Source organism: Actinoplanes sp. NPDC026670, assembly GCF_040638175.1.
Lineage (GTDB): Bacteria > Actinomycetota > Actinomycetes > Mycobacteriales > Micromonosporaceae > Actinoplanes.
On sequence record NZ_JBEZXU010000037.1, the window covers coordinates 68,696 to 95,609 of the forward strand.

General features: G+C 71.4%; 23 protein-coding genes. 6 read left to right on the plus strand and 17 right to left on the minus strand.

Annotated features, from left to right (window positions below):
• Positions 1 to 171 precede the first annotated feature (171 nt).
• On the minus strand, positions 172 to 1,629 hold the full coding sequence (gene glpK, locus AB0E94_RS31505; RefSeq protein WP_360333633.1) for a glycerol kinase GlpK: 1,458 nt from the start codon (positions 1,627 to 1,629) through the stop codon (positions 172 to 174).
• A gap of 40 nt (positions 1,630 to 1,669) precedes the next feature.
• Complete coding sequence (locus tag AB0E94_RS31510; RefSeq protein WP_360333636.1) at positions 1,670 to 2,431, minus strand: IclR family transcriptional regulator; 762 nt, start codon at positions 2,429 to 2,431, stop codon at positions 1,670 to 1,672.
• Positions 2,432 to 2,512: 81 nt separating this feature from the next.
• Between AB0E94_RS31510 and glpK (AB0E94_RS31515) the strand changes: the two genes are divergently transcribed.
• The gene (glpK, locus tag AB0E94_RS31515; RefSeq protein WP_360333639.1) at positions 2,513 to 3,985 is read left to right on the plus strand and encodes a glycerol kinase GlpK; all 1,473 of its coding nucleotides are present in this window, start codon (positions 2,513 to 2,515) and stop codon (positions 3,983 to 3,985) included.
• Positions 3,986 to 4,007: 22 nt separating this feature from the next.
• The gene (locus tag AB0E94_RS31520; protein ID WP_360333642.1) at positions 4,008 to 5,717 is read left to right on the plus strand and encodes a glycerol-3-phosphate dehydrogenase/oxidase; all 1,710 of its coding nucleotides are present in this window, start codon (positions 4,008 to 4,010) and stop codon (positions 5,715 to 5,717) included.
• 42 nt (positions 5,718 to 5,759) lie between these two features.
• Here the strand turns inward: AB0E94_RS31520 and AB0E94_RS31525 are convergent, their stop codons facing one another.
• The 7 genes from AB0E94_RS31525 to ald all read right to left on the minus strand — a co-directional run bounded on the left by AB0E94_RS31525 (position 5,760) and on the right by ald (position 13,090).
• Positions 5,760 to 6,458, minus strand: coding sequence for a hypothetical protein (locus AB0E94_RS31525; RefSeq protein WP_360333645.1), 699 nt, complete (start codon positions 6,456 to 6,458; stop codon positions 5,760 to 5,762).
• Between the two features lie 44 nt (positions 6,459 to 6,502).
• The gene (locus AB0E94_RS31530; protein ID WP_360333648.1) at positions 6,503 to 7,849 is read right to left on the minus strand and encodes an AAA family ATPase; all 1,347 of its coding nucleotides are present in this window, start codon (positions 7,847 to 7,849) and stop codon (positions 6,503 to 6,505) included.
• Positions 7,850 to 8,011: 162 nt separating this feature from the next.
• Positions 8,012 to 9,247 (minus strand): MFS transporter, encoded by a 1,236-nt coding sequence (locus tag AB0E94_RS31535; protein WP_360333650.1) that lies wholly within the window; start codon positions 9,245 to 9,247, stop codon positions 8,012 to 8,014.
• Positions 9,248 to 9,320: 73 nt separating this feature from the next.
• Entirely contained in the window at positions 9,321 to 9,992 is a 672-nt protein-coding gene (locus AB0E94_RS31540) for a hypothetical protein (protein WP_360333653.1), read from the minus strand.
• Positions 9,993 to 10,002: 10 nt separating this feature from the next.
• Positions 10,003 to 10,935 carry a ParA family protein gene (locus tag AB0E94_RS31545; RefSeq protein WP_360333656.1) on the minus strand — a complete coding sequence of 311 codons (933 nt, stop codon included), beginning with the start codon at positions 10,933 to 10,935 and terminating at the stop codon, positions 10,003 to 10,005.
• A 113-nt stretch (positions 10,936 to 11,048) separates the two neighbouring features.
• Positions 11,049 to 11,978 carry a site-specific tyrosine recombinase XerD gene (locus tag AB0E94_RS31550; RefSeq protein ID WP_360333731.1) on the minus strand — a complete coding sequence of 310 codons (930 nt, stop codon included), beginning with the start codon at positions 11,976 to 11,978 and terminating at the stop codon, positions 11,049 to 11,051.
• Positions 11,975 to 13,090 carry an alanine dehydrogenase gene (gene ald, locus AB0E94_RS31555; protein ID WP_360333659.1) on the minus strand — a complete coding sequence of 372 codons (1,116 nt, stop codon included), beginning with the start codon at positions 13,088 to 13,090 and terminating at the stop codon, positions 11,975 to 11,977. Before ald ends, AB0E94_RS31550 begins: the two co-directional genes overlap by 4 nt.
• Positions 13,091 to 13,180: 90 nt before the next feature.
• Here ald and AB0E94_RS31560 point away from each other — a divergent pair, with 90 nt between their 5' ends.
• Together AB0E94_RS31560 and AB0E94_RS31565 are read left to right on the plus strand one after the other, a co-directional pair.
• Positions 13,181 to 14,389 (plus strand): barstar family protein, encoded by a 1,209-nt coding sequence (locus tag AB0E94_RS31560; protein ID WP_360333662.1) that lies wholly within the window; start codon positions 13,181 to 13,183, stop codon positions 14,387 to 14,389.
• A 42-nt stretch (positions 14,390 to 14,431) separates the two neighbouring features.
• Positions 14,432 to 15,211 carry an SAM-dependent methyltransferase gene (locus AB0E94_RS31565; RefSeq protein WP_360333665.1) on the plus strand — a complete coding sequence of 260 codons (780 nt, stop codon included), beginning with the start codon at positions 14,432 to 14,434 and terminating at the stop codon, positions 15,209 to 15,211.
• A gap of 43 nt (positions 15,212 to 15,254) precedes the next feature.
• Here AB0E94_RS31565 and AB0E94_RS31570 read toward each other — a convergent pair whose 3' ends face one another.
• Complete coding sequence (locus AB0E94_RS31570; protein WP_360333668.1) at positions 15,255 to 15,656, minus strand: PPOX class F420-dependent oxidoreductase; 402 nt, start codon at positions 15,654 to 15,656, stop codon at positions 15,255 to 15,257.
• 504 nt (positions 15,657 to 16,160) lie between these two features.
• Entirely contained in the window at positions 16,161 to 16,577 is a 417-nt protein-coding gene (locus tag AB0E94_RS31575) for a VOC family protein (protein WP_360333670.1), read from the minus strand.
• Between the two features lie 30 nt (positions 16,578 to 16,607).
• On the opposite strand from AB0E94_RS31575, the gene AB0E94_RS31580 reads away from it, so the two are divergent.
• The gene (locus tag AB0E94_RS31580) at positions 16,608 to 17,723 is read left to right on the plus strand and encodes a nucleotide disphospho-sugar-binding domain-containing protein (protein WP_360333673.1); all 1,116 of its coding nucleotides are present in this window, start codon (positions 16,608 to 16,610) and stop codon (positions 17,721 to 17,723) included.
• A gap of 18 nt (positions 17,724 to 17,741) precedes the next feature.
• Here AB0E94_RS31580 and AB0E94_RS31585 read toward each other — a convergent pair whose 3' ends face one another.
• Together AB0E94_RS31585 and AB0E94_RS31590 are read right to left on the minus strand one after the other, a co-directional pair.
• Positions 17,742 to 18,983 (minus strand): MFS transporter, encoded by a 1,242-nt coding sequence (locus AB0E94_RS31585; RefSeq protein WP_360333676.1) that lies wholly within the window; start codon positions 18,981 to 18,983, stop codon positions 17,742 to 17,744.
• A gap of 27 nt (positions 18,984 to 19,010) precedes the next feature.
• Positions 19,011 to 19,574 carry a TetR/AcrR family transcriptional regulator gene (locus AB0E94_RS31590; protein WP_360333679.1) on the minus strand — a complete coding sequence of 188 codons (564 nt, stop codon included), beginning with the start codon at positions 19,572 to 19,574 and terminating at the stop codon, positions 19,011 to 19,013.
• 102 nt (positions 19,575 to 19,676) lie between these two features.
• Between AB0E94_RS31590 and AB0E94_RS31595 the strand changes: the two genes are divergently transcribed.
• Entirely contained in the window at positions 19,677 to 20,840 is a 1,164-nt protein-coding gene (locus AB0E94_RS31595; protein WP_360333682.1) for a macrolide family glycosyltransferase, read from the plus strand.
• Positions 20,841 to 20,843: 3 nt separating this feature from the next.
• On the opposite strand, the gene AB0E94_RS31600 is transcribed toward AB0E94_RS31595, so the two are convergent.
• The 4 genes from AB0E94_RS31600 to AB0E94_RS31615 all read right to left on the minus strand — a co-directional run bounded on the left by AB0E94_RS31600 (position 20,844) and on the right by AB0E94_RS31615 (position 26,789).
• A complete protein-coding gene (locus tag AB0E94_RS31600; protein WP_360333685.1) occupies positions 20,844 to 21,422 on the minus strand; it encodes an NUDIX hydrolase in 579 nt (192 codons plus the stop codon).
• A gap of 1 nt (position 21,423) precedes the next feature.
• Complete coding sequence (locus AB0E94_RS31605) at positions 21,424 to 23,118, minus strand: CTP synthase (RefSeq protein WP_360333688.1); 1,695 nt, start codon at positions 23,116 to 23,118, stop codon at positions 21,424 to 21,426.
• A 120-nt stretch (positions 23,119 to 23,238) separates the two neighbouring features.
• Complete coding sequence (locus AB0E94_RS31610; protein ID WP_360333691.1) at positions 23,239 to 25,680, minus strand: hypothetical protein; 2,442 nt, start codon at positions 25,678 to 25,680, stop codon at positions 23,239 to 23,241.
• Positions 25,677 to 26,789 carry a glycosyltransferase family 4 protein gene (locus AB0E94_RS31615; protein ID WP_360333694.1) on the minus strand — a complete coding sequence of 371 codons (1,113 nt, stop codon included), beginning with the start codon at positions 26,787 to 26,789 and terminating at the stop codon, positions 25,677 to 25,679. Before AB0E94_RS31615 ends, AB0E94_RS31610 begins: the two co-directional genes overlap by 4 nt.
• Positions 26,790 to 26,914 lie beyond the last annotated feature (125 nt).

The following is a 26,914-nucleotide window of genomic DNA, read 5'->3' on the forward strand; positions in this document are numbered from 1 at the left end:
CGCGACTATAGACACCGCCGCGAAATCTGGGGTTAGTGTGACCGAAGTGAGATGTTCACCATTCTGTTTTCTGGCTGATCATGCACAGCGATCTACACATCGGGAAAGCCGGGAGCCGCACGCAATTGCGACTCCCGGTGACACACGTCGCCGACCCTCCACCGTGGAGGGTCAGTCCACCTGGCTGAACAGGACCGCGCACTCGATGGCCCGCCGCCACCGGGCGTAGTCACGGTCGCGGCGGCCGGAGTCCAGTGTGGGCCGCCAGCGGCCGGCCCGGTGCCGGTTGGCCCGCAGATCACGCAGGTCCGACCAGTAGCCGACGGCCAGCCCGGCCGCGTAGGCGGCGCCCAGCGACACCGTCTCGGCCACCATCGGCCGGACCACGGGCACCTGGAGGACGTCGGCGACGATCTGCATCAGCAGGTTGTCCGCGGTCATCCCGCCGTCCACGTTGAGGGTGGTCAGGGCCAGGCCGGAGTCGGCGTTCATCGCGTCCACCACGTCACGGGTCTGCCAGCCGGTCGCCTCCAGCACCGCGCGGGCCAGGTGACCCTTCGTGATGTACGAGGTGAGGCCGACGATCACCCCGCGCGCCTCGCTGTGCCAGTACGGCGCGTAGAGCCCGGAGAACGCCGGGACGATGTAGCAGCCGCCGTTGTCGTCGACCGTACCGGCGAGGGTCTCGATCTCGGAGGCGGTGCCGATCAGCCCGAGGCCGTCGCGGACCCATTGCACGAGTGAGCCGGCGATCGCGATCGAGCCCTCCAGCGCGAACACCGGCGCCTCGCCGCCGATCCGGTAGCCGACCGTGGTGATCAGGCCGTGGCTGGACCGGACCGGGGTGGTGCCGGTGTTCATCAGCAGGAACCCGCCGGTGCCGTAGGTGCACTTGGCCTCGCCCGGCTCGAAACAGGTCTGCCCGAACAGCGCGGCCTGCTGGTCACCGATGGCCGCGGCGATCGGCACCCCGGGCAGCACGGCGCCGGCTGTTCCGTACACCTCGGAAGATGATCTTATCGTCGGCAGCATGGCCCGCGGGATGCCGAAGAGCTCCAGGAGGTCGTCGTCCCAGTCCAGGGTGGAGAGGTTCATCAGCATGGTGCGGCTGGCGTTCGTGACGTCGGTGATGTGCAGGCCGCCGGTCAGGTTCCAGATCAGCCAGCTGTCCATAGTCCCGAACAGCACTTCGCCGCGTTCGGCGCGGTCCCGCAGGCCGTTGTCGAGCAGCCACTGGATCTTGGTGGCGGAGAAATAGGTGGCCGGCGGCAGACCGGTCCGGCTCTTCACGAACTCCGGGTCGATAGTGGAGACGTCGGTGCGGGTGTCCTGCCAGACGATCGCCGGCGCGACGGGCACCCCGGTGGCCCGGTCCCACAGCACCACGGTCTCCCGCTGGTTCGCGATGCCGATCGCCGCCACCTCGGACGGGTCGACGTCGGCCAGCGCCTTCTTGATCAGCCGTTGCAGGTCACGCCAGATCCGGGCGGCGTCGTGCTCGACCCAGCCGGGCCGCGGATAGGACTGCGGATGCTCGGCCCGCACCGCCGACACCACGGTCGCCCGCCTGTCGAACAGGATGCACCGCGTCGACGTCGTCCCCTGGTCGATCGCCAGCACATAACTCATGCCCCGGCCACGTCCCCTCTCGTCGCCCGGCCGGCACGTCTCATGATCCGGCCACGTCCCTGGAGATCGAGCGAGCCGCGGCCACCACGTGCTCGACCAGGGCCGGGCGGGCCTGCCGGCGGGTGTCGGTCACCCGCTCCACCGGGCCGGCGATGCCCACCGCGCCGACCACCAGACCGCCTGACGTGCGGACCGGCGCGGCGATCGCGGCCAGCCCGGGCCGCCACTCCTCCACCGACAGACCCCAGCCGCGGGCGCGGGTCTCGGTCAGCGTCCGGGCGAGATCACCGCGGTCGGTCACGGTTCTTCTGGTGTACGCGTCGAGCCCGCCCGCTGCCACCGAGGCCTCCGCGGCCGCCGAGTAGGCGAGCAGAACCTTGCCGAGCGCGGTGGCGTGCGGCGGGAGCCGGACCCCGGTGTCCAGTGACTGGGCCGAGTCGTCCGGCCGGAAGACGTGGTGCACGACCAGGACCCGGCCGTCGTCGAGCACACCCAGCCGGACCTCCTCGCCGCTCCGCGCGGCAAGCGCGTCGGCCCAGTTGAGCGCCCGGCCGCGCAGTTCGTTGGCGTCGATGCCGGTCGAACCCAGGTCGAGCAGCCCACGGCCGAGCCGGTAGCGGGCGGTCCGGGTGTCCTGCTCGACGAACCCGACGTGCTCCAGGGTCCGCAGAATGCTGTGCGCGGTGGATTTCGGCAGGCCCAGCGCATCCGCGATCTCCTTGACGCGCAGCCGGTCCGGCCCGGCCGCGAGCAGGCGCAACACGGCCGACGACCGCTCGATCGACTGGATCAGCCCAGGCACGTGCGACATTGTCGCACGCACCGCGTTGCCGCACCCCTGAACGCCTCCTAACGTCCGGGACGTCGAGGACAGGAGGCACTTGTGGCGCGGTACGTCGGGGCGATCGATCAGGGCACCACCAGCACGCGGTTCATGATCTTCGACCGGGCCGGTCGTGAGATCGGCCGTCACCAGCTGGAACATCGGCAGATCCAGCCGCGTTCGGGCTGGGTCGAGCACGACCCCGCGGAGATCTGGGAGAACACCCTCAAGACCATCGCGGTGGCGCTCGCCGACACCGGGCTCACCCCGGCCGACCTGGCCGCCGTCGGGATCACCAACCAGCGCGAGACCGTCGTGCTCTGGGACCGGGCCACCGGGGCGCCCGTCGCGCCGGCGATCGTGTGGCAGGACACCCGCACCGACTACCTGATCCCGGCACTCGACGCCGAGTTCGTGAGCAGCCGGACCGGTCTGCCGCCGGCCACCTATTTCTCCGCCACCAAGATCCAGTGGCTGCTCGACAACGGCCTGCGGGACCGCGCCGAACGCGGCGAGGTGCTCTTCGGGACCATCGACTCCTGGCTGATCTGGAATCTCACCGGTGGACTGCACGTCACCGACGTGACGAACGCCAGCCGTACCATGCTGATGAATTTGAATGATCTGGCCTGGGATGACGAACTCCTGGAACTGTTCCGGATCCCGCGCGCGATGCTGCCGGAGATCAGGTCGTCGGCCGAGGTCTACGGCACCGCCGGGACCGTGCTGCCCGGGGTGCCGATCGCGGCCGCCATCGGTGACCAGCAGGCCGCGCTGTTCGGGCAGACCTGTTTCGAGCCGGGCGAGGCCAAGTGCACCTACGGCACCGGCGGGTTCCTGCTGATGAACACCGGCACCACCCCGGTCCGGTCCAGCCACGGCCTGATCACCACGGTCGGCTACCGCTTCGGGACCGAAGCCCCGGTCTTCGCGCTGGAGGGCTCGATCGCCGCGTGCGGGGCCGCCATCCAGTGGCTGCGTGACCAGCTCGGCGTCCTGGAGACGGCCGGTGACAGCGAGACCCTGGCCGGGCAGGTCGAGGACAGCGCCGGGGTGTGTTTCGTGCCCGCGTTCTCCGGCCTGTTCGCGCCCTACTGGCGTCCGGACGCCCGCGCCGCGATCGTCGGGCTGTCCCGCTTCCACACCGCGGCCCACATCACCCGGGCCGCCCTCGAAGCCATCTGCTACCAGACCCGGGACGTCGTCGAGGCGATGGCCCAGGACTCCGGGACCGCCCTGGACTGCCTCCAGGTCGACGGCGGCGTCACCGCCAACGCGCTCTGCATGCAGTTGCAGGCCGACATCCTCGGCGTGCCGGTCAGCCGGCCGGCCGTCGCCGAGACCACCGCGCTCGGCGCCGCCTACGCGGCCGGGCTCGCCGTCGGCTTCTGGGACTCCCTGGACGACCTGCGCGCCAACCGGCACGAGGACCGGCGCTGGCAGCCGTCCTGGTCGGCGGACCGGCGCAGCACCGGCATCACCCGATGGAGAGCGGCCATCGACCGCACCCTCGACTGGGTCAGCGTCGGCTGACTCGCTGGAAAAGAGGAATCACATGAAAACCGGAGTGATCTCGCCCCAGGCCCGCGCCAAGGCCCTCGACGCCATGTCGTCCGGCCCCGAACTGGACGTGCTCGTCGTGGGCGCCGGAGTGGTCGGCGCCGGGTCGGCACTCGACGCCGCCACCCGCGGCCTCTCCGTCGGCCTCCTCGAAGCACGCGACTTCGCCAGCGGCACCTCCAGCCGGTCCAGCAAACTCATCCACGGCGGCCTGCGCTACCTGGAGATGCTCGACTTCAGCCTGGTCCGGGAGGCGCTGCGGGAACGCGGCCTGCTGATCCAGAAACTCGCGCCGCACCTGGTCCGGCCGGTGCCGTTCCTCTACCCGCTGCAGAAGCGCGCCTGGGAACGCCTGTACGTCGGCGCCGGCGTGGCCCTCTACGACATCCTCGCCCTCTCCGGCGGCGGGGCGGGTGTGCCCGTACACCGGCACCTGAGCCGAGTCGAAGCCCTCAAGGCGTTCCCGTCGCTGCGCCCGGAGACCCTGGTCGGCGCGATCCGCTACTACGACGCGCAGGTCGACGACGCCCGGCACACCATGTTCCTGGTCCGCACGGCGGCCGCGAACGGCGCGCACGTCGCGTCCCGTACCGAGGTCACCGGTTTTCTCCGGGAGGGCCGCCGGGTCGTCGGCGTCACCGCCCGCGACCTGGAGACCGGCGCCGAGTTCACCGTCCGCGCCCGCACGGTGATCAACGCGACGGGGGTGTGGACCGGCGACAGCCAGGCCCTCCTGACCGGCGAACGCGGCGAATTCAAGATCACCGCGAGCAAGGGGATCCATCTGGTGGTGCCGCGCGACCGGATCGCCGGCCGCACGGGCATGATTCTGCGTACGGCCACCAGCGTCCTGTTCGTGATCCCCTGGGACGAGCACTGGATCATCGGAACCACCGACACGGCCTGGAGCCTCGACAAGTCCGACCCGGCCGCGTCCGGCAGGGACGTCGACTACCTGCTCGACGAGGTGAACAAGGCGCTCGCTGTGCCGCTGACCCGCGACGACGTGCAGGGTGTCTACGCCGGCCTGCGCCCGCTGCTGTCGGCCGAGGCGGCCAGCACCGCCAAACTGTCGCGTGAGCACGCGGTCGGCAACCCGGTCCCCGGGATGATCGTGGTCGCCGGCGGCAAGTACACGACGTACCGGGTGATGGCCAAGGACGCCGTCGACGCCGCCGTCCGCGAACTGTCCGCCCGCGTCCCGGTCTCCTGCACCGACCAGGTTCCGCTGCTCGGCGCCGACGGCTACCGGGCCGCCTGGAACCGCCGGGCCGCCCTGGCCCGCGAGTCGGGCCTCACCGTCACCGTGATCGAGCACCTGCTGCGCCGCTACGGCACGCTGATCGACGAGGTGCTGACCCTGATCGAGGACGACCCGTCACTCGGCCTGCCGATGGACGGCGCGCCCGGCCACCTGCGCGCCGAGATCCGCTACGCGGCCAGCCATGAGGGCGCGCGGCACCTCGAGGACGTGCTGTCCCGGCGTACCCGGATCGCTTTCGAGACCCCGGACCGCGGTGTCGCGGCGGCCCGGTCCGCGGCCGCCCTGATCGCGCCGGTCCTGGGCTGGTCCGAGGCCGACGCCGCCCGCGAGGCCGACGCCTACGAGTCCCGGGTGATCGCCGAACTGGCCGCCCAGCAGCAGCCCGACGACGCAACAGCCGACGCCACCCTCCGCCGCACAACCTTGGCCACCGCCGCCTGACCGAGTCGCTCCGGCGTGCGAGGGGGCACGCCGGAGCACTCCTCACCGCAGCAGCGCACCTCGCAGCCCTTCGTCCCGCAACACGGCCACAATCTCCGGGACGTCCTTGAAGACCACCGACGCCCCGGGCAGCTCCACCTGCCGCAACATGGCCTGGCAGACGTCGGCGCAGGGCTGCTCCCGGATGATGTGCACCACCTGGTCCGGCTGGTACGCGCTCTTCCCGCTCACCGCGTCCGGCCATTGCCGCAGGCACATCACGACCACGTTGAAAGCCTGCTGCCGGCCGCGCGCCAGGATCGGCCGGTTCAGCCCGAACACGTCGATGCTCGCCCGGCCCTTCTCGGTCAGCGCCCGATACTCACCTACGGACAGCGACAGCAGCAGATGGTCGAAGGGATCTTCTGCGCTCGGGTCGATCAGCAGCGGCCGGCCGTACTCGTCGACCGGGAACCGCTCCCGCTTGTGGTGACTGTTGCAGTGCGAGCAGGCCAGCAGGTGGTTGAGCCAATCGAAGGTCCGCAACGGGTCGCGGGCCATCGGCTCGTGGTGGTCGATGTCGGTACCCTGATTGTCGCCGCAGTACATGCAGCGCTCAGCACCCGCCGCCATCCCGGCAAGAACGGTCCGGACAGGGTTCGTGACACTGACCCGGGTGCTGCTCTGGCGCCACAGCGCCCGTGCCGCCGGCAACCGTTCGGCCGCTTCCTCCTGCTGGATCCGGCCGGTCAGATTCGTCATTCGTGTAACGAGTTCCGATGGCAACGGTGGCCGGACAATGGGGATCATGTACGGCGCTGGTCCGCGTCGGAGACGATCCGGGCGGCGAGTTCCTCGACTCGAGCCGCGGGCGAGCTGTTCAACCGGTCCCGCAGTTCCTCGTAACGCCGCACGGCCCCCTCGTCGGCGCGTCCGACGAGGACGTCGGTCTCGAGAGTGACCAGCTCACGACGTAGGCGGATCGCTTCCTCGGAATAGGGCGTGTCCAACCCGAACAGCTCGGACATGACGGCGTCGTCACCGCTGCCGTAGACGATTCGCTCGTACAAGTCCTGATGGACGATTCGCGGTGGCGCACTCTCGTCCGGACCGGGCAGCCGGATCAGCCCGTTCTCATCGGCTGCCTGGCAGATGTAGGGGCTGTGCGTCGTGACGATGAACTGGATCCGCGGGAAATGTGCCTTGAGCCAGTTGCCGATCCGCTTCTGCCAGGAGACGTGCAGGTGCGCGTCCACCTCGTCGATGAGAACAACGGCGGGAGCGGTGATGACCACCGGCCCGAGGCCGGGATCGGTCGCCAGTCGGCCGTAAGTCTCGTGGAGATGCCGCATGAGATCGACCACTAGCGCGGCGACCGCACGATAGCCGTCGCTCATCTCCCTCAGCGGAAATCGGCGGCCGCCCGTCGTGACCCACAGGCCCTCGGAGTCGACTCCCTCGATCCGATAGCCATCCGGCAACATACCGTCCCCGAGCACTGCCAAGGCGAGGTCCTTGAGTTCCCGCGCCCCCGGCCGACCCTCGAGCGCTCGCAGATGCTGTTGAATCAGCCAGCCGACACCCTCCGCGAGCGGGGCGTCCTCGTCGAACAGACTGACCAACCGATCAGCCGGACCATTGACGGCCCCGCCTGGGTGGGAGTTTCCAGTGAGCCGGCGGAACGGCCCGTAAGCGACACAGCACCAGCCTTCCGGGTTGGCGTTCCAAGGCCCCGATTCGCCAAGCTCGACTGTTGCCACGTCAAGAGTGGACATCAGGATCGGCTGAGCACCGGGCCCGGACCCGCGGAGCTGCATCCAAGCCAAGCCGGCACGAACGGCCTGCCCAGAGGGCCGGTCGTCGCCAGCGAAATGATCGACCTCGGCGTCATGGACAAGACTCGCCGTGACATTCCCGCGGGGACTGCCGGTCGAAATCCAGTTGGAGAAGTCGGTGACGAGGTTCCGCGCCACGCTCGGCCCACCGATCGCGAGTGCAATCGCGCGCAGGAGCGAAGTCTTACCCGAGCCGTTGCGACCCGCAATGACCGTCCAGCCCGCCAGCGAACCGCCCGGTCGGCTGAGATCCAGGGCAACGCGACGGGAACCGTGGAATCCCCGCAGGTCCACCAACTCGATCTCTTTGATGTACACCCGAACAGCCTAACGAGGCGGAATCCGGTAAGCCCGTCCCTATCTGCCATTGCCCGTTCCGGTGCCGCAACATCGGCACAGAAGCGAATTTTCCGGCGTGACAGGACGCCTGACATGGCCGGAAATGACGGAGGCCGCCAACCGGGTGAGGTCTGCCATGCGTCAGGAGCGGTCGGCTGGGGAACGGGCTTCGCTGCCGGCTGGGCCTCGGGGGCGTGGGAGCGGGCGGCGGGCCGGAGTCGGGGCCGGGGGTGGGCGGCCGGCGTGGGCGGTGGTGCCCAGGGCGAAAGCGATCGTCGCCGCCACCGTGAGGGCGCCGCAGAGCAGCAGGGTTCCGGTGTAGCCGAGGAGGGAGACCGCGGCGCCGCCGACGATGCCGGCCAGCACCATGCCGGCGGTGGTGGCGTTGGCGAACAGGGTGGTGGCGCGGCCGGTGGCGGGGGCCATCACGTCCTGGAACCAGCGGATTCCGGCGGCGCCCACGACCGCTATCGCGATGCCCCGGACCACCTGGCCGGCGACCAGCAGCGTCATGTCGCGGGCCAGCACGGTCAGGGCGAAGAAGAACACGAAACCGCCCATCCCGGTGAGGATGACCAGGCGCTGGCTGATGTGGGCGGGTACCGCGGCGAGAAGCAGGGCGGCGACCACCTCGACCGCCGCGCAGACGCTGAACAGGACGCCGACGGAGGAGGCGCCCTGGCCGAGTTCCCTGGTGACGAAGAGCGGCATCGCCACCGAGGCGGCGAACATCGCGGTGAAGAACAGGGTGATGCCGGTGGTCAGCAGGATCGTGGCGGCCCGCGGGACCTTCGGGACCGGTTCGCCGCCGGGCAGGCCGGACGGCCGGTGCCGGCCTGGGCGGGGTACGGCCACCAGCACCCAGACGGCGGCGACGACGAGGACCACCCCGGCCGAGCGGAGGATCGCCGGGAAGCCGGCCACAGCGCGGACCGCGGCGCCGATCAGCGGGCCGGCCGCCCAGGCCAGCGACCACACCGAGCGCAGCAGCGGCACCGTGCGCCCGGCCTCCGGGGTGTCGCCCACCGACTGGCGGGCCAGCGCGAACAACTGCGGGAAGGCGGCGGCCAGCGCGGCCAGGAGGGTGACGGCGAGCAGAGCCAGCCAGGCGTACGACCGGATGACCGTCATCAGCCACAGGGCGACCCCGCCGCACAGCATGGACGCGGCGGCGTAGCCGCGGGAGGGCCGTCTGTCGAAGCCGTGTCCGGCCAGCCAGGCGATCAGGATGCCGCCGGCGCCGTGGATCGACACGAAGACGCCGGTCTGGAGCGGCGTCAGGCCGACGACCTCGGTCACGAACAGGACGAAATAGGAGCCGACCATCGAATCGGCCACGCCGAGCAGCAGCACAGCGACAGCCAGTGACATCGACATCGCTCAAACAGTAACCGCGGTTGCCGGGAAAAACACGGCCGGGAGGTACGGAAACCGCGGAACGGGGCTGGTCTCAGGCCCAGATTCGCAGGAAGAGGGCACCCAGGAAGTCGATGATCGTCAGCAGGAGCGGGTAGCCGGTGGGGAAGAACGCGCACACCAGCAGCACCAGCGCGCCCACGTTCTTGTCCTCGAACCACAGCCGCAGCCAGGCCATGCTCGGGCCGGGTTTGCGCAGCGCGAACCACAGGATGCCGAAACCGTCCAGCGGCGGGATCGGGATGAGCGCCAGCAGGCCGAACGTGAGCAGCCCGACGCCGAGCGACAGCATCACCTGCCCGCCGGCGGCCATCGGCTGGAACCCGCGCAGGATCATGCCCGGGGTCGCGAAATTGAGGATCTCGGCCGGGTAGACGAACGCGAACGCCGCAATGATCAGCTCACCGGCCAGGATGCAGGCGACCGGCCCGGCGGCGAACACGGCGGCGGCCCGGCCCCGGCCACGCCAGTTGGGCACCTCGTCGATGGTCACCTGCCGGCCCCAGCCCACCCCGCCGATCGCCGCCGAAACCGCGCCGAACGGGTCGATGTCGTGCCGCGGGCTGAACCTGACCAGCGGGCGACCGTCACCGAGGCCGACGATGCGGGCCGTGAACCTCATGGCGACGGCACGCAGCGCCAGGCCGAGCAGGAAGGCGACGACCAGGGCGACGAACGCCACGGGTTCGCCGAGAGCGAAGAGCACGGTACGGGACCTAGCCTCGATCTGCCTGGGCGGCGATGACCTCGCGAGCGAGTTGACGGTAGTTACGGGCGCCGGACGACGCAGGGTCCAGCGTAGTGATCGGGGCTCCCGCCACGGTCGACTCGGGGAACTTCACCGTCTTCGTGATCACTGTCTGGTACACCTTGTCGCCGAACGCCTCGACCACACGCTGGAGCACCTGACGGCAGTGGGTGGTGCGGGAGTCGTACATGGTGGCGAGGATGCCCTCGAGCTCGAGGTCGAAGTTGAGCCGCTCGCGCACCTTGTCGATGGTGTCGAGGAGCAGCGCCACCCCGCGGAGGGAGAAGAACTCACACTCCAGGGGGATGAGCACGCCGTGCGCGATGGTCAGCGCGTTGATCGCCAGCAGGCCCAGCGAGGGCTGGCAGTCGATCAGGATGAAGTCGTACTCCTTGCGGACCGAACGCAGCGCCCGGGCCAGCGCCATCTCCCGCGCGACCTCGTTGACCAGCTGGATCTCGGCCGCCGACAGGTCGATGTTGGCGGGCAGCAGGTGCAGGCCGGCGACGTCGGACTTGATGATGACGTCCTCGGTGGCGACATCGTCCTGCATGAGCAGGTTGTAGACGCTCAGGTCGAGGTTGTGCGGGTTGACACCGAGGCCGACCGAGCAGGCGCCCTGCGGGTCGAAGTCGACGAGGAGGACCTTGCGCCCATACTCCGCCAGCGCCGCGCCCAGGTTGATGGTGGTGGTCGTCTTGCCGACACCACCCTTCTGGTTCGCCAGGGCGATGATGCGGGCCGGGCCGTGCCGGTCCTTCGGCATCGGCTCGGGGATGGGCCGGCGCATGGTGTAGGCCGTGGGGTCCGCGGGACCCAGGTCGGCGCCGAGGTCCAGCGAGTTCTGCTGCTCCCGGAGAGTGGAGGTCCAGGCCTCTGCACGCTGGCCGTTCCCTGACATTTCCCTCGCCCCCCTTCGACTCGCAGCCGGAGCCGATGCCCGACTGTACGCCACCCGCCGCTCCCCGAAAGGGTTCAGCCGTTCGGCGTGTCGCGCCTACGCATCCATAGCCTCTAACGAGCGCGTGGGTGTGCGGTCGCGTACACCTCCCGGAGGCGTTCGACGGTCACCAGGGTATACACCTGCGTCGTGGTGACCGAGGCGTGTCCCAGCAGTTCTTGCACCACCCGTACGTCGGCCCCGCCGTCCAGCAGATGAGTCGCGTAGGAGTGACGCAGCGTGTGCGGGCTCACCGCGTACGGCCCGTCCACCGGAAGGCCCACGGCCTGCGCGCAGCGGTGCAGAACCGTCCACGCGCTCTGCCTCGACAGCCGTCCGCCGCGGGCGTTCAGGAACACGGCGGGTGTGCCCCGGCCCGACTCGGCCAGCGAGGGCCTCGCCCGTACCAGATAAGCCTGCAACGAAGCCCGCGCGTAACCGCCGACCGGGACCAGACGCGTGCGCCCGCCCTTGCCCCGCAGGATGACCGCGGGGTCGGTGTCCAGTTCGAGGTCGTCGATGTCGGCGCCGACCGCCTCGGAGATCCGGGCCCCGGTGCCGTAGAGGAACTCCAGCAGCGCCCGGTCACGCAGCCCGAGCGGCGAGTCGGCGTCCGGGACCGCGAGCAGCCGGCCGACCTGATCCACGTCGAGGGCCTTGGGCAGGCGTTTCGGCGGGGCCGGTGGCCGTACGTCCGCAGCCGGGTCCTGTGCCGACAGCCGCTCGCGGACCGCGAACCGGTGCAGCCCGCGGACCGCCGAGACGGCCCGCGCCGCCGACGCCGGCGCCAGGCCCTCCTCGCGCAGCCGGGCCAGGTGGCCGGCGACGTGCGCCGGGCGCACGCCGGCGAGGTCGGTGACACCCTCGGCGGCCAGCCCTTCGGCGTACCGGTCCAGGTCACGCCGGTAGGACAGGAGCGTGTTGCGGGACAGCCCGCGCTCCACAGTGAGGTGATCCAGGAAGCTCTGGATCGCCCGGGCCAAGCCGGCGGGAAGGGGACTCAGCGCAGCACCTCCGTCAGCGGTATCGAGGGCATCCCGTGCGCCTCCGCGACCGGCCCGTAGACGATGTTCCCGTCGAACGTGTTCAGACCCGCGGCCAATGCGGGATCGGCGTTCAGGGCGCCGCGCCAGCCGCGGTTGGCCAATTCGAGAGCGTACGGCAGAGTGACGTTCGTGAGAGCGTAGGTGCTGGTGTGCGGCACCGCCCCGGGCATGTTCGCGACGCAGTAGAACATCGACTCGTGCACCCGATAGGTCGGATCGTCGTGGGTGGTCGGCCGCGAGTCCTCGAAACAGCCGCCCTGGTCGATCGAGATGTCCACCAGCACACTGCCCGGCTTCATCCGCGACACCAGCTCGTTGGAGATCAACTTCGGCGCCTTCGCGCCGGGCACCAGGACCGCGCCGACCACCAGGTCCGCGTCGAGCACGGCTTTCTCGATCTCGTACGCGTTGGACGCGATCGTCTGGATGTGCCCACGGTAGTCCGCGTCCACCGCCCGTAGCCGCGCCACGTTCTTGTCCAGCAGCAGCACCTCGGCCTGCATACCGAGGGCGATGGCGGCCGCGTTCAGCCCGGACACGCCGGCCCCGATCACCACGGCCTTCGCCGCGTACACCCCCGGCACGCCGCCCATCAGCACACCGCGCCCGCCGCCCTGCCGCATCAGGTGATAGGCGCCCACCTGCGGGGCGAGCCGACCGGCCACCTCGGACATCGGGGCGAGCAACGGCAGCGACCGGTCCGGCAGTTCGACCGTCTCGTAGGCCACCCCGGTCACCCGGCGCTCCACCAGCGCGTCGGTGCACTCCTTCGACGCGGCCAGATGCAGGTAGGTGAAGAGCACCTGCCCCGGGCGCATCCGGTGGTACTCCGGTGCCACCGGCTCCTTCACCTTGAGGATCAGGTCACCGAAGGCCCAGGTCTCGTCGGCGTCCGGCAGGATCACCGCCCCGGCCGCCCGGAAGTCGGCGTCACTGATCGACGAGCCGGCCCCGGCTCCGGACTGGACGGCCACCTGGTGACCGTTGCGGGCGAGCTCGAAGACGCCCGCCGGGGTGATCGCCACCCGGAACTCGTTGTTCTTGACCTCGCTGGGAATGCCGACCTTCATCTGCCGGACGTTACCCCTGAGCTGCTGATCCATCCGGATTCGTGCACCGGGATCCCCCGGTCGACGGTCCGGGCTGTACGGTTCCACCCGATGAGTGGCTTTCCCTGGCTTGTGGTGGACCAGAACACCGACGACGGTGAACTAGTCATCGCCGCGTGCTCCGACATCGACGGTCTTTTCGTCGAGTCCCCCGAGCCGCCGGTGGAGCGCTACAGCCTGCTCGGCTGCGAGCCGGCCGGACGGCTGGCCGCGGCGTGCGACGGCGCCGGCCCGGCCTGGCTGGGCAACGTCGGCCTGGACGCCGTCCACCCGCCGCAGTCCAAGCACCCGGCACACTGCTGGCACTGCGCCGAGGAGCTGCTCGACATCACCGTGCTCGACGCCCGCCCGTCCACGCTGGGCCGCGGGCTGATCGACGTGACGCTGGAGGGCCGGCTGCGCATCGAGGAGCTGGCCCGGTTCGCCCGCGGCGCCGACAAGGCGCCCGACGCCGACGGATACCTGCTGGTCGGGGTCACCGGCGACGGCGAGGAGGACTTCGGGGCGTGCCGCGAGGTGGCCGGGGTGTTCCGGCCCCGGCCGACACCGGCGCCGCGCGGCGCCACCCTGATCGGCTGCCGGCCCGAGCCGCCGCTCCAGCGCGCCCTGGACGCGCTGAGCCGCGGTGCGGCCCCGCGACGCCGCTGGATCCAGGGCTCGATCTTCAGCGTCGACCGGGACGGCACGGCGGTCGGCATGGTCGGCGCCGGCCTGGGGGCCGAGGTCTCGGCGGTACGTCCGTCGCGTCTCGGTGACGGCCTGGTCGACGTCACCCTGCAACCCACCTACGGCGACGCGATCGGCGGCCCCCGCCCGGCCGGGGCGCGCACCGTCTGGCAGCTCTGGCGGGCCGGGCGCCCCGACGTGCACGGCGAATGGGCCGAGTACGACGCCGACCTGCGCCACGAGTGGGCCGGGGTCGCCCTCGCCCACCACGAGCAGCGCCCCGACCGGCCCACCGGCACCCGCTACCACATGGCCGGCCGGCACATCACCGACGTCGAGGGCTTCTTCTGCGCCATCGGCGAGGCGGTCAACGGGCCCGGCGGCTACTTCGGGTGGAACCTGGGCGCACTGCACGACTGCGCCAACGGCGGCTGGGGCGCGGGCCCCGGGTTCCGGCTGGTGTGGCACGACTCCGAAGTGGCCCGCACCCATCTGGTGCCCGGATACGACAGGCGCTGGTGGACCCCGGCGGTCACGATGGACGACCTGCTCGGCTACCTGGCCGACTCCGGCGTGGACGTCGAGCTCCGCTGACCGATTTTGCCCAGATCGCAGTGGGGCATGTAGATTTCTGCCATGGCGGTCGATCTCAACACGTCCCTCCCCCACTCGGCCCGGATCTACGACTTCCTGCTGGGCGGCAAGGACAACTTCGACGCCGACCGCAAGGCCGCCGCGGAGATCGTCAAGCAGTCCCCGAGCCTGCCGATCTCGATGCGCGCCAACCGCGACTACCTGGCCCGCGTCGGCCGGTTCCTCGCCGCCGACCTGGGCATCCGCCAGTTCCTGGACATCGGGACCGGGCTGCCCACCTCACCCAACCTGCATGAGGTGGTGCAGGGCGTCGACCCGTCGTCGCGGGTCGTCTACGTCGACAACGATCCGATCGTGCTGGTCCACGCCCGCGCCCTGCTGACCTCGTCGGCACACGGCTCGACCGCCTATCTGGATGCCGACCTGCGCGACACCACGGCCATCCTGGCGTCGCCCGAGATCGGCGCCCTCGACTTCAGCCGTCCGATTGCGATCAGTCTGCTGGCGATTCTTCAGTTCATCACCGAGGAGGCGGAGGCGTACCGGATCATCGACGCCCTCCTGGAGCGCCTCGCACCCGGCAGCGCCCTCGCCATCTCCACCGTGACCGCGCACAACGAGCAGGCGGTTCTCGGCGCGAAGGCGTACACGGCCCGCGGCATCCCGGCCCGGCCCCGCACCGACGACGAGGTCCGCCGGCTGTTCCGGGGCCTCGACCTGGTCGAGCCGGGGGTCGCGCTGGTCAGCCGCTGGCGTCCGGACGGCCCCACCCCCGACGACTTCCACGTGCAGATGTCCGGGGGTGTCGCCGTCAAACGGTGACGCCGCCCGGGCGGCGACGCCGACCAGCCGGTGGCGATGCTGGTCAGACGGTGACGTCCCTCTTGTGCACGGTCAGGCGGTGCGGGTCGGTGTCGGCGTCGCTCGCACCGAGGCCGAAGGCGATCACCCGGCGCGGGTGGATCCGGATGATCTCCTCGGGGCCGTCGATCGCCTCGCCGTGGCCGCGGATCTCCAGGCAGCGCACCCGCCACGGGCTGGTCGAGGGCAGGTCGTCGACGACGAACGCGACCCGGCCGTTGTCCGCCACGTTCCGGAACTTGCGGCTCGCCGCCATGTTGAATCCCCGGATGTCGATGGTGGCGGTCTCCGCGTTCCAGGCGAACCCGACCGGGCTCACCTGAAGCGTCCCGTCCGGCTGCACGGTGGCCAGCCGGCCCAACCGCTGGCCGGCCAGGTATTCGATCTCCTGCGCGGTGAGTGTCATCCGCCCAGACTGCAACCTCGATCAAGCTTGAGGTCAAGCCACCGCACGCCGGTCTCGTGGCCGCGCCCTCAGTTCCGCGCGGGATTCCCCGGCGAGAACCTGCCCGGCGCAGAGGATTCAGCCCCAACCGGCCTGGTAGATCTTGCAAGGTTCTCCACCTTCGCGGCGACGCGAGGTTCTCCACCTTCGCGGCAGATCTTGCAAGGTTCTCCACCTTCGCGCCGATCTTGCACGGTTCTTCATGTCTGGGTGTGGTTGATCGTGCAAGGTCTACTACGCCGGGGAGACCTTGCAGCTTTCTTCCCGTCGGGACATGGAAAGGGCTGCAAGATCGGCGCGAGGGTGGAGATTCGTGCAAGATCCGTGAAGCGGGCGGACGCCCTGGTGAAGCCAACGCCAAACGGCGACCCGACATGGGTGAGGAGCGCGGCCCGGGAACCCGGCTCGGAAGAGGAACGCGGCTCGGGAGGGGAAGGTCCGACGCGCGACGGGCGAGGCCGGGGGTCAGCTCACGAAGACGCAGACGATATGGCCGTCGGGGTCGGCGTAGGCGCGTAGTGGCTCGTCTAGGTCGGTGGAGCGGTCGAAACGTAGCGTGGCGCCCAGGGCCAGGATGCGGTCGTGCTGGCGGTTCAGCTCGGCCAAGGACGGCACCGACGTGTCCAGGTGCGCCTGCTGGGGGATCTCGTCGCCAGGCCAGCTCGTCGGGCGTACCCCCGTGGTCTGTTGAAAGGACAACCGGAAAGCGTCATCGCGCGCCCGCAGCTGCAACCAGTCGCGGCCTCGCGGATCGTCCGAACCCGCCGGAGGCGGCTCGTCGCCCTTCCGGTACTCGAGGTCCAGCAGCTCACGGTAGAACTCGGCGAGCCGGCGAGCGTCTGTGGTGTCGAGCACGAAGGCCCTCAGGATCGGCACGGTCATGGCTGCGGCGTACCCGCCTAGAGTGGATTGATGCGTGTTCTCGTGGTCGCCGCGCCGCTGATCGGGCACGTCCTCCCGCTGGTGCCGCTGGCCCGGGCGTTGCGCGACGCGGGGCACGAGGTGCTGTTCGCGACGGGGGCGGACGGGCTGCGGGTGACCGGGTTCGAGGTGCGTGACGTGGCGCCGGGGTTCCGGTTCGGCGCTGTGGCGGCGTTGACCGCGCTGCGGCATCCGCTGCTGGTCCGCGACGAACTGGCCGGGACGGCCGGCACCCGGATGGTGGGTCACCTGTTCGGGGCGGTGAACGACCGGATCGTCGACCGGGTCGAGCGGACGGCCCGGCAGTGGCGGCCGGACCGGATCGTCTACGAGCCGCTGGCGGCGGCGGGCGCGGTGGTCGCGGCCCGCCTCGGGGTGCCGGGCATCCTGCACGAGAATTCGCTGTACGACGGACCGGCGCTGCTGGCCGCGACCCGGATGCGCGGCCGCCCGGAGCTGGCCGCGCCGGCCGTGGTGATCCGGATCGCACCGGCCAGTGTGGCCGGGCGGGGCACCCACCTGCCGATGCGGTTCGTGCCCTACACCGGCCCCGAACCACTGCCACGCTCCAGCGCCGAACCGCTGCCGCAGAAAGCCGGCCCGCGGCCCGAGGAACTCTCCGGGCCACCCCTCCGCCCGCGCATCCTGGTCAGCCGCAGCACGGTGCCGCAGCCCGGCCCGGACCGGATGATGTCCCGGGTCGCCGAGGCCGCCCGGGACGTCGACGCCGACGTGGTGCTGATCAGGTCGAACGTCCGTCGCCCGCCGCCGGGCGTGCGGGCCGTCGGCTGGGTGCCGATTCCGGCGGCGCTGGCGGCGGGCGCGGTGATCGTCCATCACGGTGGCGCCGGCACCACGCTGACCGCGTTGCAGGCCGGCGTCCCGCAGCTGATCATCCGGGGCGCCGGGGACCGCCGGCACAACGCGGAACTCGTTGCGGCCCGGGGCGCCGGCCTGGCCGCTGACGAGCGGGACATCACGCCGGCCCTGCTGACCCGGTTGATCACCGATCCGGTGCTGCCGGCCGCCGCCCGCGAGGTGAGCGCCGAGATCGCCGCGATGCCACCGCCGGAGCACCTGGTGGAGGCGATCCGGCAGGCCGGCTGATCCGGCCCGGCCGGCCGGTCAGACCGGGACGGCCACGTTGCGTGGGGTGCGCTGGATCCAGCGGATCACCGGCCCGCACAACACACCACAGAGCAGGAAGATCCCCGCGATCACCCACCAGCCCCACCCTCCGGTCTGGATGGCGAGGATGGTGAGCCCGGCCGGGCCGATCATCTTGCCGAGACCCCCGACGGACTTGCTGAGCCCGACATAGGCGCCCCGCTGCCCGGGCGGCGGCACCTCGGTCTGGAGATACCACTGGGCCGCGGACACCCACAGTTCGGTCCCGGTGAGCAGGGCCACGGCGACGGCGAGCACGGCGACCGTGACCCACCCGTGGGTACGCCCGGTGAACGCCACGATCGGGCAGGCGACAGCCGCCGCGACAGCGGACAGGCGCAGCAGTCTCGTCGCGCCCCCGAGGGTGTCGGCGCCCCGGGCCGCCCGCACCTGCAACAGCACCGCCATCACCGTGTTCAGCCCGACGAGCGCCCCGAGCACGGGTTTCGGCGCATCGGTCATGGTGATCGCCCACAGCGGCAGGATCTCGGCCCAGACGGTGCTGTGCAGCCAGAGCACGCCGAGCAGGAGGGCGGAGGCGGTGTACGGGTGGTCGCGCAGCACTCCCCACGGGCTGGGCCGGGGCCCGTCGTCGCGGACCGGTGGGCCGACGGCCGGCATCCGGGCGACGAAGAACGCGTTGACCGCGATCCCGGCGGCGGCCGCGAGCACCAGGATGACCAGGCCGGCCCGGTTGTTCAGGGCGAGGGCGGCGGCGCCGACGCCGGAGCCGATGGTGAAGCCGACGTTGAGGTACGCGCGGGTGAACGCCATCACCCGCACCCGGCCCTCCCTGGGCACAGCGGCCGCGGTGTAGACGACCCGGCCCGCGTTGGCGAACGCCTCGGCCGCGGTCTGCGCGCAGATCACCAGCAGGAACAGCAGGAAGCCGTCGGCCAGCGGGTAGGCCGCGAACGCCGCCGCCTCGGCGACCGCCCCGATCACCCAGGCGCGTTGCCCGCCGATCCGGTCGGCGAGGTGCCCGAACGGCATCGACCCGACGAGGCCGACGAATCCGGCGGCGGACAGTCCGATGCCGATCTGCACCGGGGTCAGTCCGACGTAGAGGCTGAAGAAGACGATGCTGCCGGTCAGGAAGGCGCCGTTGCCGATGGCGTAGATCAGGGACTGGACCGCGAGGGTACGCGGCAGTCCGGGTGGTGGCAGGATTTTTCCGATTGTTCCCCGTGGAGTGTTCATCGTCGTACATGAGATCATTTCAAGCTGTCAGGGTCGCAACGCCGCCAGGGCCAGGTCGACGATCCCGTCCGCGTACTCCTCGGTGAGCGGCCCGGTGCGCATCATCCAGCGGTGGTACATCGGCCCGATCAGCAGTTCGACGGCCTGGTCGAGGTCGACGTCGTCGCGTACCCGCCCGCGCAGCCGCTCTTTGATCGTGTCGAGTTGGGGCCGCAGCAACCTGTCGCGCATCGTCGTGGCGAAGGTCTCATTGGAGAGTGTCTCGATGGTGAGGGCGCGGGTGGTGACCGAGAGCCGGGGGTCGGCGAGCTCGGCGACGATCGCCCGGACGACGAGACGCAGGTCGGCCTCCAGATCGCCGGTGTCGGGCAGGGCGGGCGGGCCGGCCGGGCCGATCTGCTCGACCAGGGCGTCGAGGACGACCGCCCCGCGCCCGGACCACCACCGGTAGATCGTCTGCTTGCCGACTCCGGCCCGTGCGGCGATCTTCTCGACGGTCAGGTCGGCGTATCCGCCCTCCTGGAGCAGGTCGAGGGCGGCGGTGAGGATCGCGGCACGGGAGCGTTCGCTGCGGCGGGTGACGTCGGGCACGGCGCGAGTCTAGCCCACAACAAGACGCAACGTCTCGTCTTGACACAGCCGTCGAATGGCGAGACGCTACGTCTCGTCTCACTGAGCCGAAAGGATAAAGAAATGCACATCGCCATGGTCAGCATCCCGTTCCCCGGCCACGTCAACCCGAGCATCGAGGTGATCCGCGAGCTGGTCGCCCGTGGCCATCGGGTGACCTACGCCAACGACCCGTCCTGGGCGGACGCGGTCGAGTCGGTGGGCGCCGAGCTCAAGCCGTACGAATCACGGCTTCCAGCAGGTGACGACTGGGACGGCGACATGATCGACCACCTGACGCTCTTCCTGGACGACGCGATCGGCATGCTCCCGCAGCTGCGCGCCGCCTACACCGACGACCGGCCCGACCTGTTCCTCTACGACATCGCCGGCGCCCCGGCCCGGCTGCTGGCCGAGCAATGGGGCATCCCGTCGATGCAGATCTCCCCCACGTTCGTGGCCTGGGACGGCTACGACCTCGAGATGGCACCGATGATCGAGCAGATGCGGGCCGATCCGCGCGGCGCCGCCTACTACCAGCGGTTCGAGCAGTGGCTGGCCGAGGAGAAGTCGCCGATCACCGACAGCGCCGCCTTCCAGGGCCGGCCGGACCGCGGGCTGGTCCTCATCCCGCGGGTCATGCAGCCGTTCGCCGACCGGGTCGACGAGACGGTCTTCCGGTTCGCCGGGCCGATCCTCGGCGAGCGCGACGAGCAGGGCGACTGGACCCGGCCGGCCGGGGCGGAGAAGGTGCTGCTGGTCTCGCTCGGCTCCACCTTCACCGATCACCCGGAGTTCTACCGGCACTGTGTGGAGGCGTTCGCCGGCCTGCCCGGCTGGCACATCGTGCTCCAGATCGGCAGACACGTCGACGCGGCGGTCCTGGGCGAGACGCCGGCCAACGTCGAGGTCCACCACTGGGTGCCGCAGCTGCGGATCCTGCGGCAGGCCGACGCGTTCGTCACCCACGGCGGCATGGGCGGCTCGGTCGAGGGCCTCTGGAGCGGCACGCCGATGCTTGTCGCGCCGCAGGCCGCCGACCAGTTCGGCAACGCCGAGAAGCTGGTCGAGCTGGGCGTGGCCCGCCGGATCGACACCACGATCGGCGCCGCCGAGCTGCGGGAGACCTTTCAAAATCTGATCAACGACCCGGGAGTACGGCGGGCAAGCGCCGAAATCAGCCGGGAACTGAAGGCCGGCAGTGGCGCCGGTTACGCCGCGACGCTCATCGAGAACGCCGCGGCGTGACGGTCAGGCGGTCCGGAGGATCGTCCAGCCGGTGTCCCGGGCGCGCGCCGCGGCCAGGATGCCGGCGACCGCGGCCGCGTTGGTGATCTCCCCGCGGAACACCATCGCGACGCACTCGTCCAGGTCGACCCGGCGCACCTCGAGGTCGGCCTCCTCACCGGTCCGCACGTGCCGGTCGGCGTCGGCGACCGGCGCCAGATCACGGGCGAGGAACACCCGGACCGCCTCGTCGGCGAAGCCGGGTGAGGTGTGCAGGTCGATCAGCCGCTCCATCCGGCCGGCCGTGAGGTCGACCTCCTCGGCCAGCTCGCGGGCCGCGGTGAGCGCCTCGTCCTCGCCGACCACGTCGCGCAGCCCGGCCGGCAGCTCCCACAGATGCCGGCCGACCGGGTGCCGGTACTGCTTGATCAGCACCACCCGGTCCTGCTCGTCCAGGGCCACCACCACGACGGCGCCGCGGTTCTCCACCACGTCACGGGCCGCGGTGCTGCCGTCGGACATGGTCACCTGGTCGGTGTAGACCGAGAAGATCGCGCCGTGGTAGCGCTCGGACCGGGACACCGTCTCGTGGGCGAAACCCATGTCAGGAGGCCTCGGGCACGTCGATCTCGACCGGCAGCTCGTCCGCCGACGCGTACGCGATGGCCGCCTTGACCAGGCCGTCGAAGAGCGGGTGCGGGCGGGTCGGGCGGCTCTTCAGCTCCGGGTGCGCCTGGGTCGCCACGAAGTACGGGTGCACCTCCCGGTCCAGCTCGATGAACTCGACCAGCCGCCCGTCCGGAGACGTGCCGGAGAACACCAGGCCGGACTGCGACAGCTTGTCACGGAAGTCGTTGTTCACCTCGTAGCGGTGCCGGTGCCGCTCGGAGATCACCGTCGCGCCGTACACCTCGGCGACGATCGAACCCTCCTTGAGCTTCGCCGGATAGGCGCCGAGCCGCATGGTGCCACCCAGGTCACCCTTGCCGGCCACGATGTCCTCCTGGTCGGCCATCGTCGAGATGACCGGGTAGGTGGCCCGCTCGTCGAACTCGACCGAGTTGGCCCCGGCCAGCCCGGCCAGGTTGCGGGCGGCGTCGATGGTCATGCACTGGAGACCGAGGCACAGCCCGAGGATCGGGATCCGGTTCTCCCGGGCGTACCGCGAAGTGTTGACCTTGCCCTCGATGCCGCGGACGCCGAACCCGCCCGGGATGACGATGCCGTCGGCGCCCTTCAGGGCGGCCGCCGCGCCGGCCGGGGTGACGCAGTCGTCGCTCGGCACCCAGCGCAGCTGGATCTTCACGGTGTTGCCGAACCCGGCGGCCCGGATCGCCTCACTGACCGAGAGATACGCGTCGGGCAGGTCGACGTACTTGCCGACCAGCGCGATCGTGATCGTCCGCTTCGGGTGGTGCACCCGCTCCAGCAGGTCGTTCCAGGTCTTCCAGTTGACGTCACGGAAGGACAGCCCGAGCCGGCGCACCACGTACGCGTCCAGGCCCTCGTCGTGCAGCACCTTCGGGATGTCGTAGATGCTCGGCGCGTCCGGGCAGGCGATGACGGCTTCCACGTCGACGTCGCAGTAGAGCGCCAGCTTGTGCTTCATCTTCTCCGGGATCTCCCGGTCGCTGCGGCAGATCAGGGCGTCCGGCTGGATGCCGATGTTGCGCAGCGCGGCCACCGAGTGCTGGGTGGGCTTGGTCTTCAGCTCACCGGACGGGGCCAGGTAGGGCACCAGCGAAACGTGCAGGTAGAAGACGTGATCACGGCCGACCTCGTGGCGGACCTGGCGGATCGCCTCCAGGAACGGCAGCGACTCCATGTCGCCGACCGTGCCGCCGACCTCGGTGATCACCACGTCCGGGACGTTGCCGTTCTCGTCCGGGTCGGCCATCGCGAAGATCCGCGACTTGATCTCGTTGGTGATGTGCGGGATGACCTGCACGGTGTCACCGAGGTACTCGCCGCGCCGCTCCCGGGCGATCACCGCCGAGTAGACCTGGCCGGTCGTCACGTTCGCCTTGCCGGACAGGTCACGGTCGAGGAAGCGCTCGTAGTGGCCGACGTCGAGGTCGGTCTCCGCCCCGTCCTCGGTGACGAAGACCTCACCGTGCTGGAACGGGTTCATCGTCCCGGGGTCGACGTTGAGGTACGGGTCCAGCTTCTGCATCACGACGCGGAGACCGCGGGCGGTGAGCAGATTGCCGAGGCTGGAGGCGGTGAGGCCCTTGCCCAGCGAGGAGGCGACGCCCCCGGTGACGAAGATGTGCCGCGTGTCGCGCACTGTTGAGGCCAAGGCCCGCTCCCGTGGTCGCCGTTTAATCGGTTCTTGCGGCCGGGGCGAGACCCCATCCACGGGAATTCACCGTAACACTGTTTGCCGACACCCCCACGTTCGGGCTGGTGGGCGTGCGTGTCATGGCACAGTTACCGGATCTTCGTCGGATTTACGCAGAAGCGGCCCACCTGGGCCGTCCGTCTCCCCCGGCGGTGGTGTCCGGTCCGCGGCGTGCAGCAGCACCCGCAACGCTGTGAGCACCGCCACCGGAACAGCCGCCGCAGCCGCCGCGCCCGCCGACCCGAGAGCCGTGCCGCCCAGCACCCCGGCGATCAGCGTCGCCACCGCGGTCCCGGCCACCCCGGCCCGGATCGCCGGATGCAGGCCGTAAACCCGGTTCAGGCCGCCCCACGGGGAGAACTGGCAGAACGCCAGCATCGCCGCGCCCAGCAGCGCCAGCAGCGTGAGCGGGCTGTCCACCAGCGCCTGCCCGTTCGCCGCAGCGGCCCGCTGCATCGCCGGACCAGCCGTCCCGTCGCCGAGCGAGGTCAGGAACCGGCCCAGCGTGCCCTGCTCCAGCGGGGCCCGCCGCAGGTCGAGCACCGCGAACGTGATGGTCACCACCACACCGGTCAGCGCCGCCCAGGCGATCCGCGCGAAGGTCAGCCAGCCGCCGGTGCTCATCGCCGCCGCCACACACGCCCCGGCGGTCACCGCGATCGCGCCCACCGGGTCGGCGCCCAGATGCCCGCTGCCGACCATCACCACACCGAGGCTGCCGAAGGTCACCAGGACCAGCGGCCGCCAGCGCCTGGTCACCCACTGCGCCAGCGAACCGGCCAGCAGGAACAACCCGGCCACGAACACACCGAGGCCGACGCCGCCGAGCCCGGCGTAGCGGATGCCGTGCACCGCCGAGTAGCCGGCCACCCCGTTGAGCTGGAGCCGCGCCCCGGTCGCCAGGTCCACCGCCACCACCAGCACACCGATCGCGGCCGCCGCGGCCATCGGCCACAGCGTCCGCGGATAGCGCGGCGCCAGCCGGATCAGCAGCGTGCCCAGGACCATCAGCGCGGCCGTCGCCGACCCGAACATCCAGGCCGGGTGCGCGCTGCTCCACCACGGGACCACGTCGGCCAGCAGCGCCGCCGGGATCGCCAGCCCACCGGCCAGCAGCGCCGCCTCGGCCAGGTCGACCAGCCGGCGCGGCGGCAGCGGCGGGCCCAGCGGACCGGCGTGCCGGCGGGCCCGGACCAGCACCGGGACCACCGCCACGAACAGCACCGCCTGCAGGATGGCCAGCACGGTGAAGAAGATCTCGGCGACCCCACGCTGGGCGATCGCCCGCCGGTCGGCGTCCTGCGCGCCCTGCATGGCGGCCGCCGGGTCGGCCGGGCGGCCCGGCGCGATCGACGCCGGGTAACCGGCGAACAGCTTCTCCGGGACCGGCTTGCCGAGCGCCGCCAGCACCGTCGGGGCCAGATCGACCAGCTGGAGATAGCCTTCCCGGCCGGTGCCGGCCGAGGTCAGCCAGCCGGTCTCCCAGCCGGGGCCCTCGGCGATCGCCACGTGCAGGCGGGAGCTGGCCTCGGTGTCGGCGAGCCCGGCGATCAGCATCAGCGAGCGCGGCGGGCGGGCGGCCAGGACCCTGGCGAGGGTACGGTCGGCCGCCTCCACCAGCGCCTGCCGGGCCGTGCCCTCACCGGTGATCGTGCCGAGGTCGACGATGCTCAGCACACAGTCGCCGAGCAGGGTGGCCGCGTCGGCCGGGAGCTCCGGGACGTACTGGTCGACCCGGCCGAACGGGCGGGCCGCCGCGATCGCCGCGCCCGGGCCGACGGCGACCGTGCACCGCACCGACTCGGCCAGGGCGCCCGGCGTCGTGCCGTACGGCAGCCGGTCCTGATTGTTACGGACCACGGTGGGCTGGTCGGTCAGGTTCGCGCCGATGTCGTCCGGCCGCAGCAGTCTCGGTTCGGCGGCCGGGCACCGGCCGGTGACGGCCCGGGTGTCCCAGGCCGCGTAGTTGCCGGCGCCGAGCGTCAGCCAGCCGTCCGACGGGCAGGTCACCGAATGCGCCGAGCGCACCGACAGCCAGCCCACCGAGCCTTTCGACGCCTCCTGCCACAGCGCCGGGGTGCGCTGCGGGTCGAGGTCCTCCCAGCGCAGCCCGGCCGCGGCCGCGACCACCACGTAGTCCGCGTCGCCGCCGCGCGTGCGCTCGGCCGGGCGGATCGCCAGCACGGCCAGGCTGGCCGCCGCGACCAGCGCCACCATCAGGTAGGGCACCCAGGCGGCGACCAGCGGGCGGCGCGGGGTGCCGGGCCGCCGCACTCGCCGCATCCGGTCGAGCAGGGTCCGCGGCGCCGGCTTCCGGTTCGAGGCCGGCCCGCTCGGGCCGTCCTTGCCCAGGCCATCCCGGCTCGGGCCGTCCTTGCTCGGGCCGTCGCTGCTCGGGCCGTCGCTGCTCGGGCCGTCGCTGCTCGGGCCGTCCTTGCTCGGGCCGTCCTTGCTCGGGCCGTCGCTGCTCGGGCCGTCGCTGCTCGGGTCCGGAACGTCCGGGTTTTCGGGCACGGTCACCGGCGGACCGCCGCTACCTCGGCGTACGCCGACCGCACATCGGCGACCACGTCCGCCTCGGTCGGCCAGGCAGCCGCCTGCCGCGGCCCGCGGGCCGCGTAGTCGGCGCGCAACGCCGGATCGCCCAGCAACCGCCGGACCGCCTGGTCCAGGGCGTCGAGATCGTTCGGCGGGATCTGCACCGCCGCGTCACCGACCAGCCCGGGCAGCCCGCCGACCGCGGTGGTGACCAGCGGCACCCCGGCGTGCAGCGTCTCCTGCGCGAACAGCTGCCGCGCCTCCCAGTCGCTGGTGATCACCGCGAGGTCGGCGCCGAGCAGCAGATCGGGCACGTCGGTCCGGTGCCCGAGCAGGTGCACCGGGGCGTGCAACATGGACGCGCGCTGCGCCAGCGGCATGTAGCTGGGCCCGGAGCCGGCGATCACCACGACCGGGGCCGGGGTCAGGTCACGCCACCGGGCGGCGGCGTCGATCAGCAGGTCGTGGTGCTTCTGCGGGTGCAGCCGCCCGACCGACAGGATCAGCGGGGTGTCGCCCCGCAGCCCGAACTCGGCCCGCACCGCCGACCGGGTCCGTTTCGGCGGAGCCAGCTGGGGTGTCGCCACCGGGCCGAGCCGCGCCTTCCGCGCGCCGAGCGTCACGGCCCGCTGCACCAGGTCGTCGGAGGCGCCCAGGGTCAGCATCGCGTTGCGTGCCACGATCCGCTCCAGCAGGGCCCCGGCCTGGCCTTTCAGCCCGCGGGCGAGGACCGCGTTGTGCCAGGTGACCACGAGGGGCACACCGGTCCGCGCGACCGAGGCCACGAAGGCGGCCCGCAGCCCGTGCGCGTGGATCACCTCGGCGTCCCGGCCGGCGACCGCCCGGCGCAGCTGCCGGATCGCGCCGGAGTCCTGCGCGCCGGGGTCGGCCGGGATCTCCACGGGTGTGAACTCGACGCCGCTCGCCGTGAACCCGAAGTGCTGGTCCACCGCGGCCGGCCCGCACACCAGCACCCGGCAGCCACCGGCGGCCAGGCCGCGGGCCAGGGAGGCGACGTGCTGGCCGATCCCGCCGGTACTGGACGCCACCACCAGCACGACCGAGCCGCGCCACTCCCCGTCGCTGCTCACGACCGCCAACCCCTCAATCTCTTCCGACTCGTCCCCGGCAGGAGCCGAACCTACCGGCTCGTCCCCGGCGGCCGCCGAACCTACCGGCTCATTCCCGGCGGCCGCCGAACCTGCCGGCTCGTCCC

Excerpts from the sequence above, each read along its gene's own strand:
- glpK (WP_360333633.1), bottom strand. The coding sequence starts at position 1,629 with ATGAGTTATGTGCTGGCGATCGACCAGGGGACGACGTCGACGCGGTGC.
- AB0E94_RS31520 (WP_360333642.1), top strand. The coding sequence starts at position 4,008 with ATGAAAACCGGAGTGATCTCGCCCCAGGCCCGCGCCAAGGCCCTCGAC.
- AB0E94_RS31525 (WP_360333645.1), bottom strand. The coding sequence starts at position 6,458 with ATGACGAATCTGACCGGCCGGATCCAGCAGGAGGAAGCGGCCGAACGG.
- AB0E94_RS31535 (WP_360333650.1), bottom strand. The coding sequence starts at position 9,247 with ATGTCGATGTCACTGGCTGTCGCTGTGCTGCTGCTCGGCGTGGCCGAT.
- AB0E94_RS31545 (WP_360333656.1), bottom strand. The coding sequence starts at position 10,935 with ATGTCAGGGAACGGCCAGCGTGCAGAGGCCTGGACCTCCACTCTCCGG.
- ald (WP_360333659.1), bottom strand. The coding sequence starts at position 13,090 with ATGAAGGTCGGCATTCCCAGCGAGGTCAAGAACAACGAGTTCCGGGTG.
- AB0E94_RS31560 (WP_360333662.1), top strand. The coding sequence starts at position 13,181 with ATGAGTGGCTTTCCCTGGCTTGTGGTGGACCAGAACACCGACGACGGT.
- AB0E94_RS31565 (WP_360333665.1), top strand. The coding sequence starts at position 14,432 with ATGGCGGTCGATCTCAACACGTCCCTCCCCCACTCGGCCCGGATCTAC.
- AB0E94_RS31570 (WP_360333668.1), bottom strand. The coding sequence starts at position 15,656 with ATGACACTCACCGCGCAGGAGATCGAATACCTGGCCGGCCAGCGGTTG.
- AB0E94_RS31575 (WP_360333670.1), bottom strand. The coding sequence starts at position 16,577 with ATGACCGTGCCGATCCTGAGGGCCTTCGTGCTCGACACCACAGACGCT.
- AB0E94_RS31580 (WP_360333673.1), top strand. The coding sequence starts at position 16,608 with ATGCGTGTTCTCGTGGTCGCCGCGCCGCTGATCGGGCACGTCCTCCCG.
- AB0E94_RS31585 (WP_360333676.1), bottom strand. The coding sequence starts at position 18,983 with ATGAACACTCCACGGGGAACAATCGGAAAAATCCTGCCACCACCCGGA.
- AB0E94_RS31595 (WP_360333682.1), top strand. The coding sequence starts at position 19,677 with ATGCACATCGCCATGGTCAGCATCCCGTTCCCCGGCCACGTCAACCCG.
- AB0E94_RS31600 (WP_360333685.1), bottom strand. The coding sequence starts at position 21,422 with ATGGGTTTCGCCCACGAGACGGTGTCCCGGTCCGAGCGCTACCACGGC.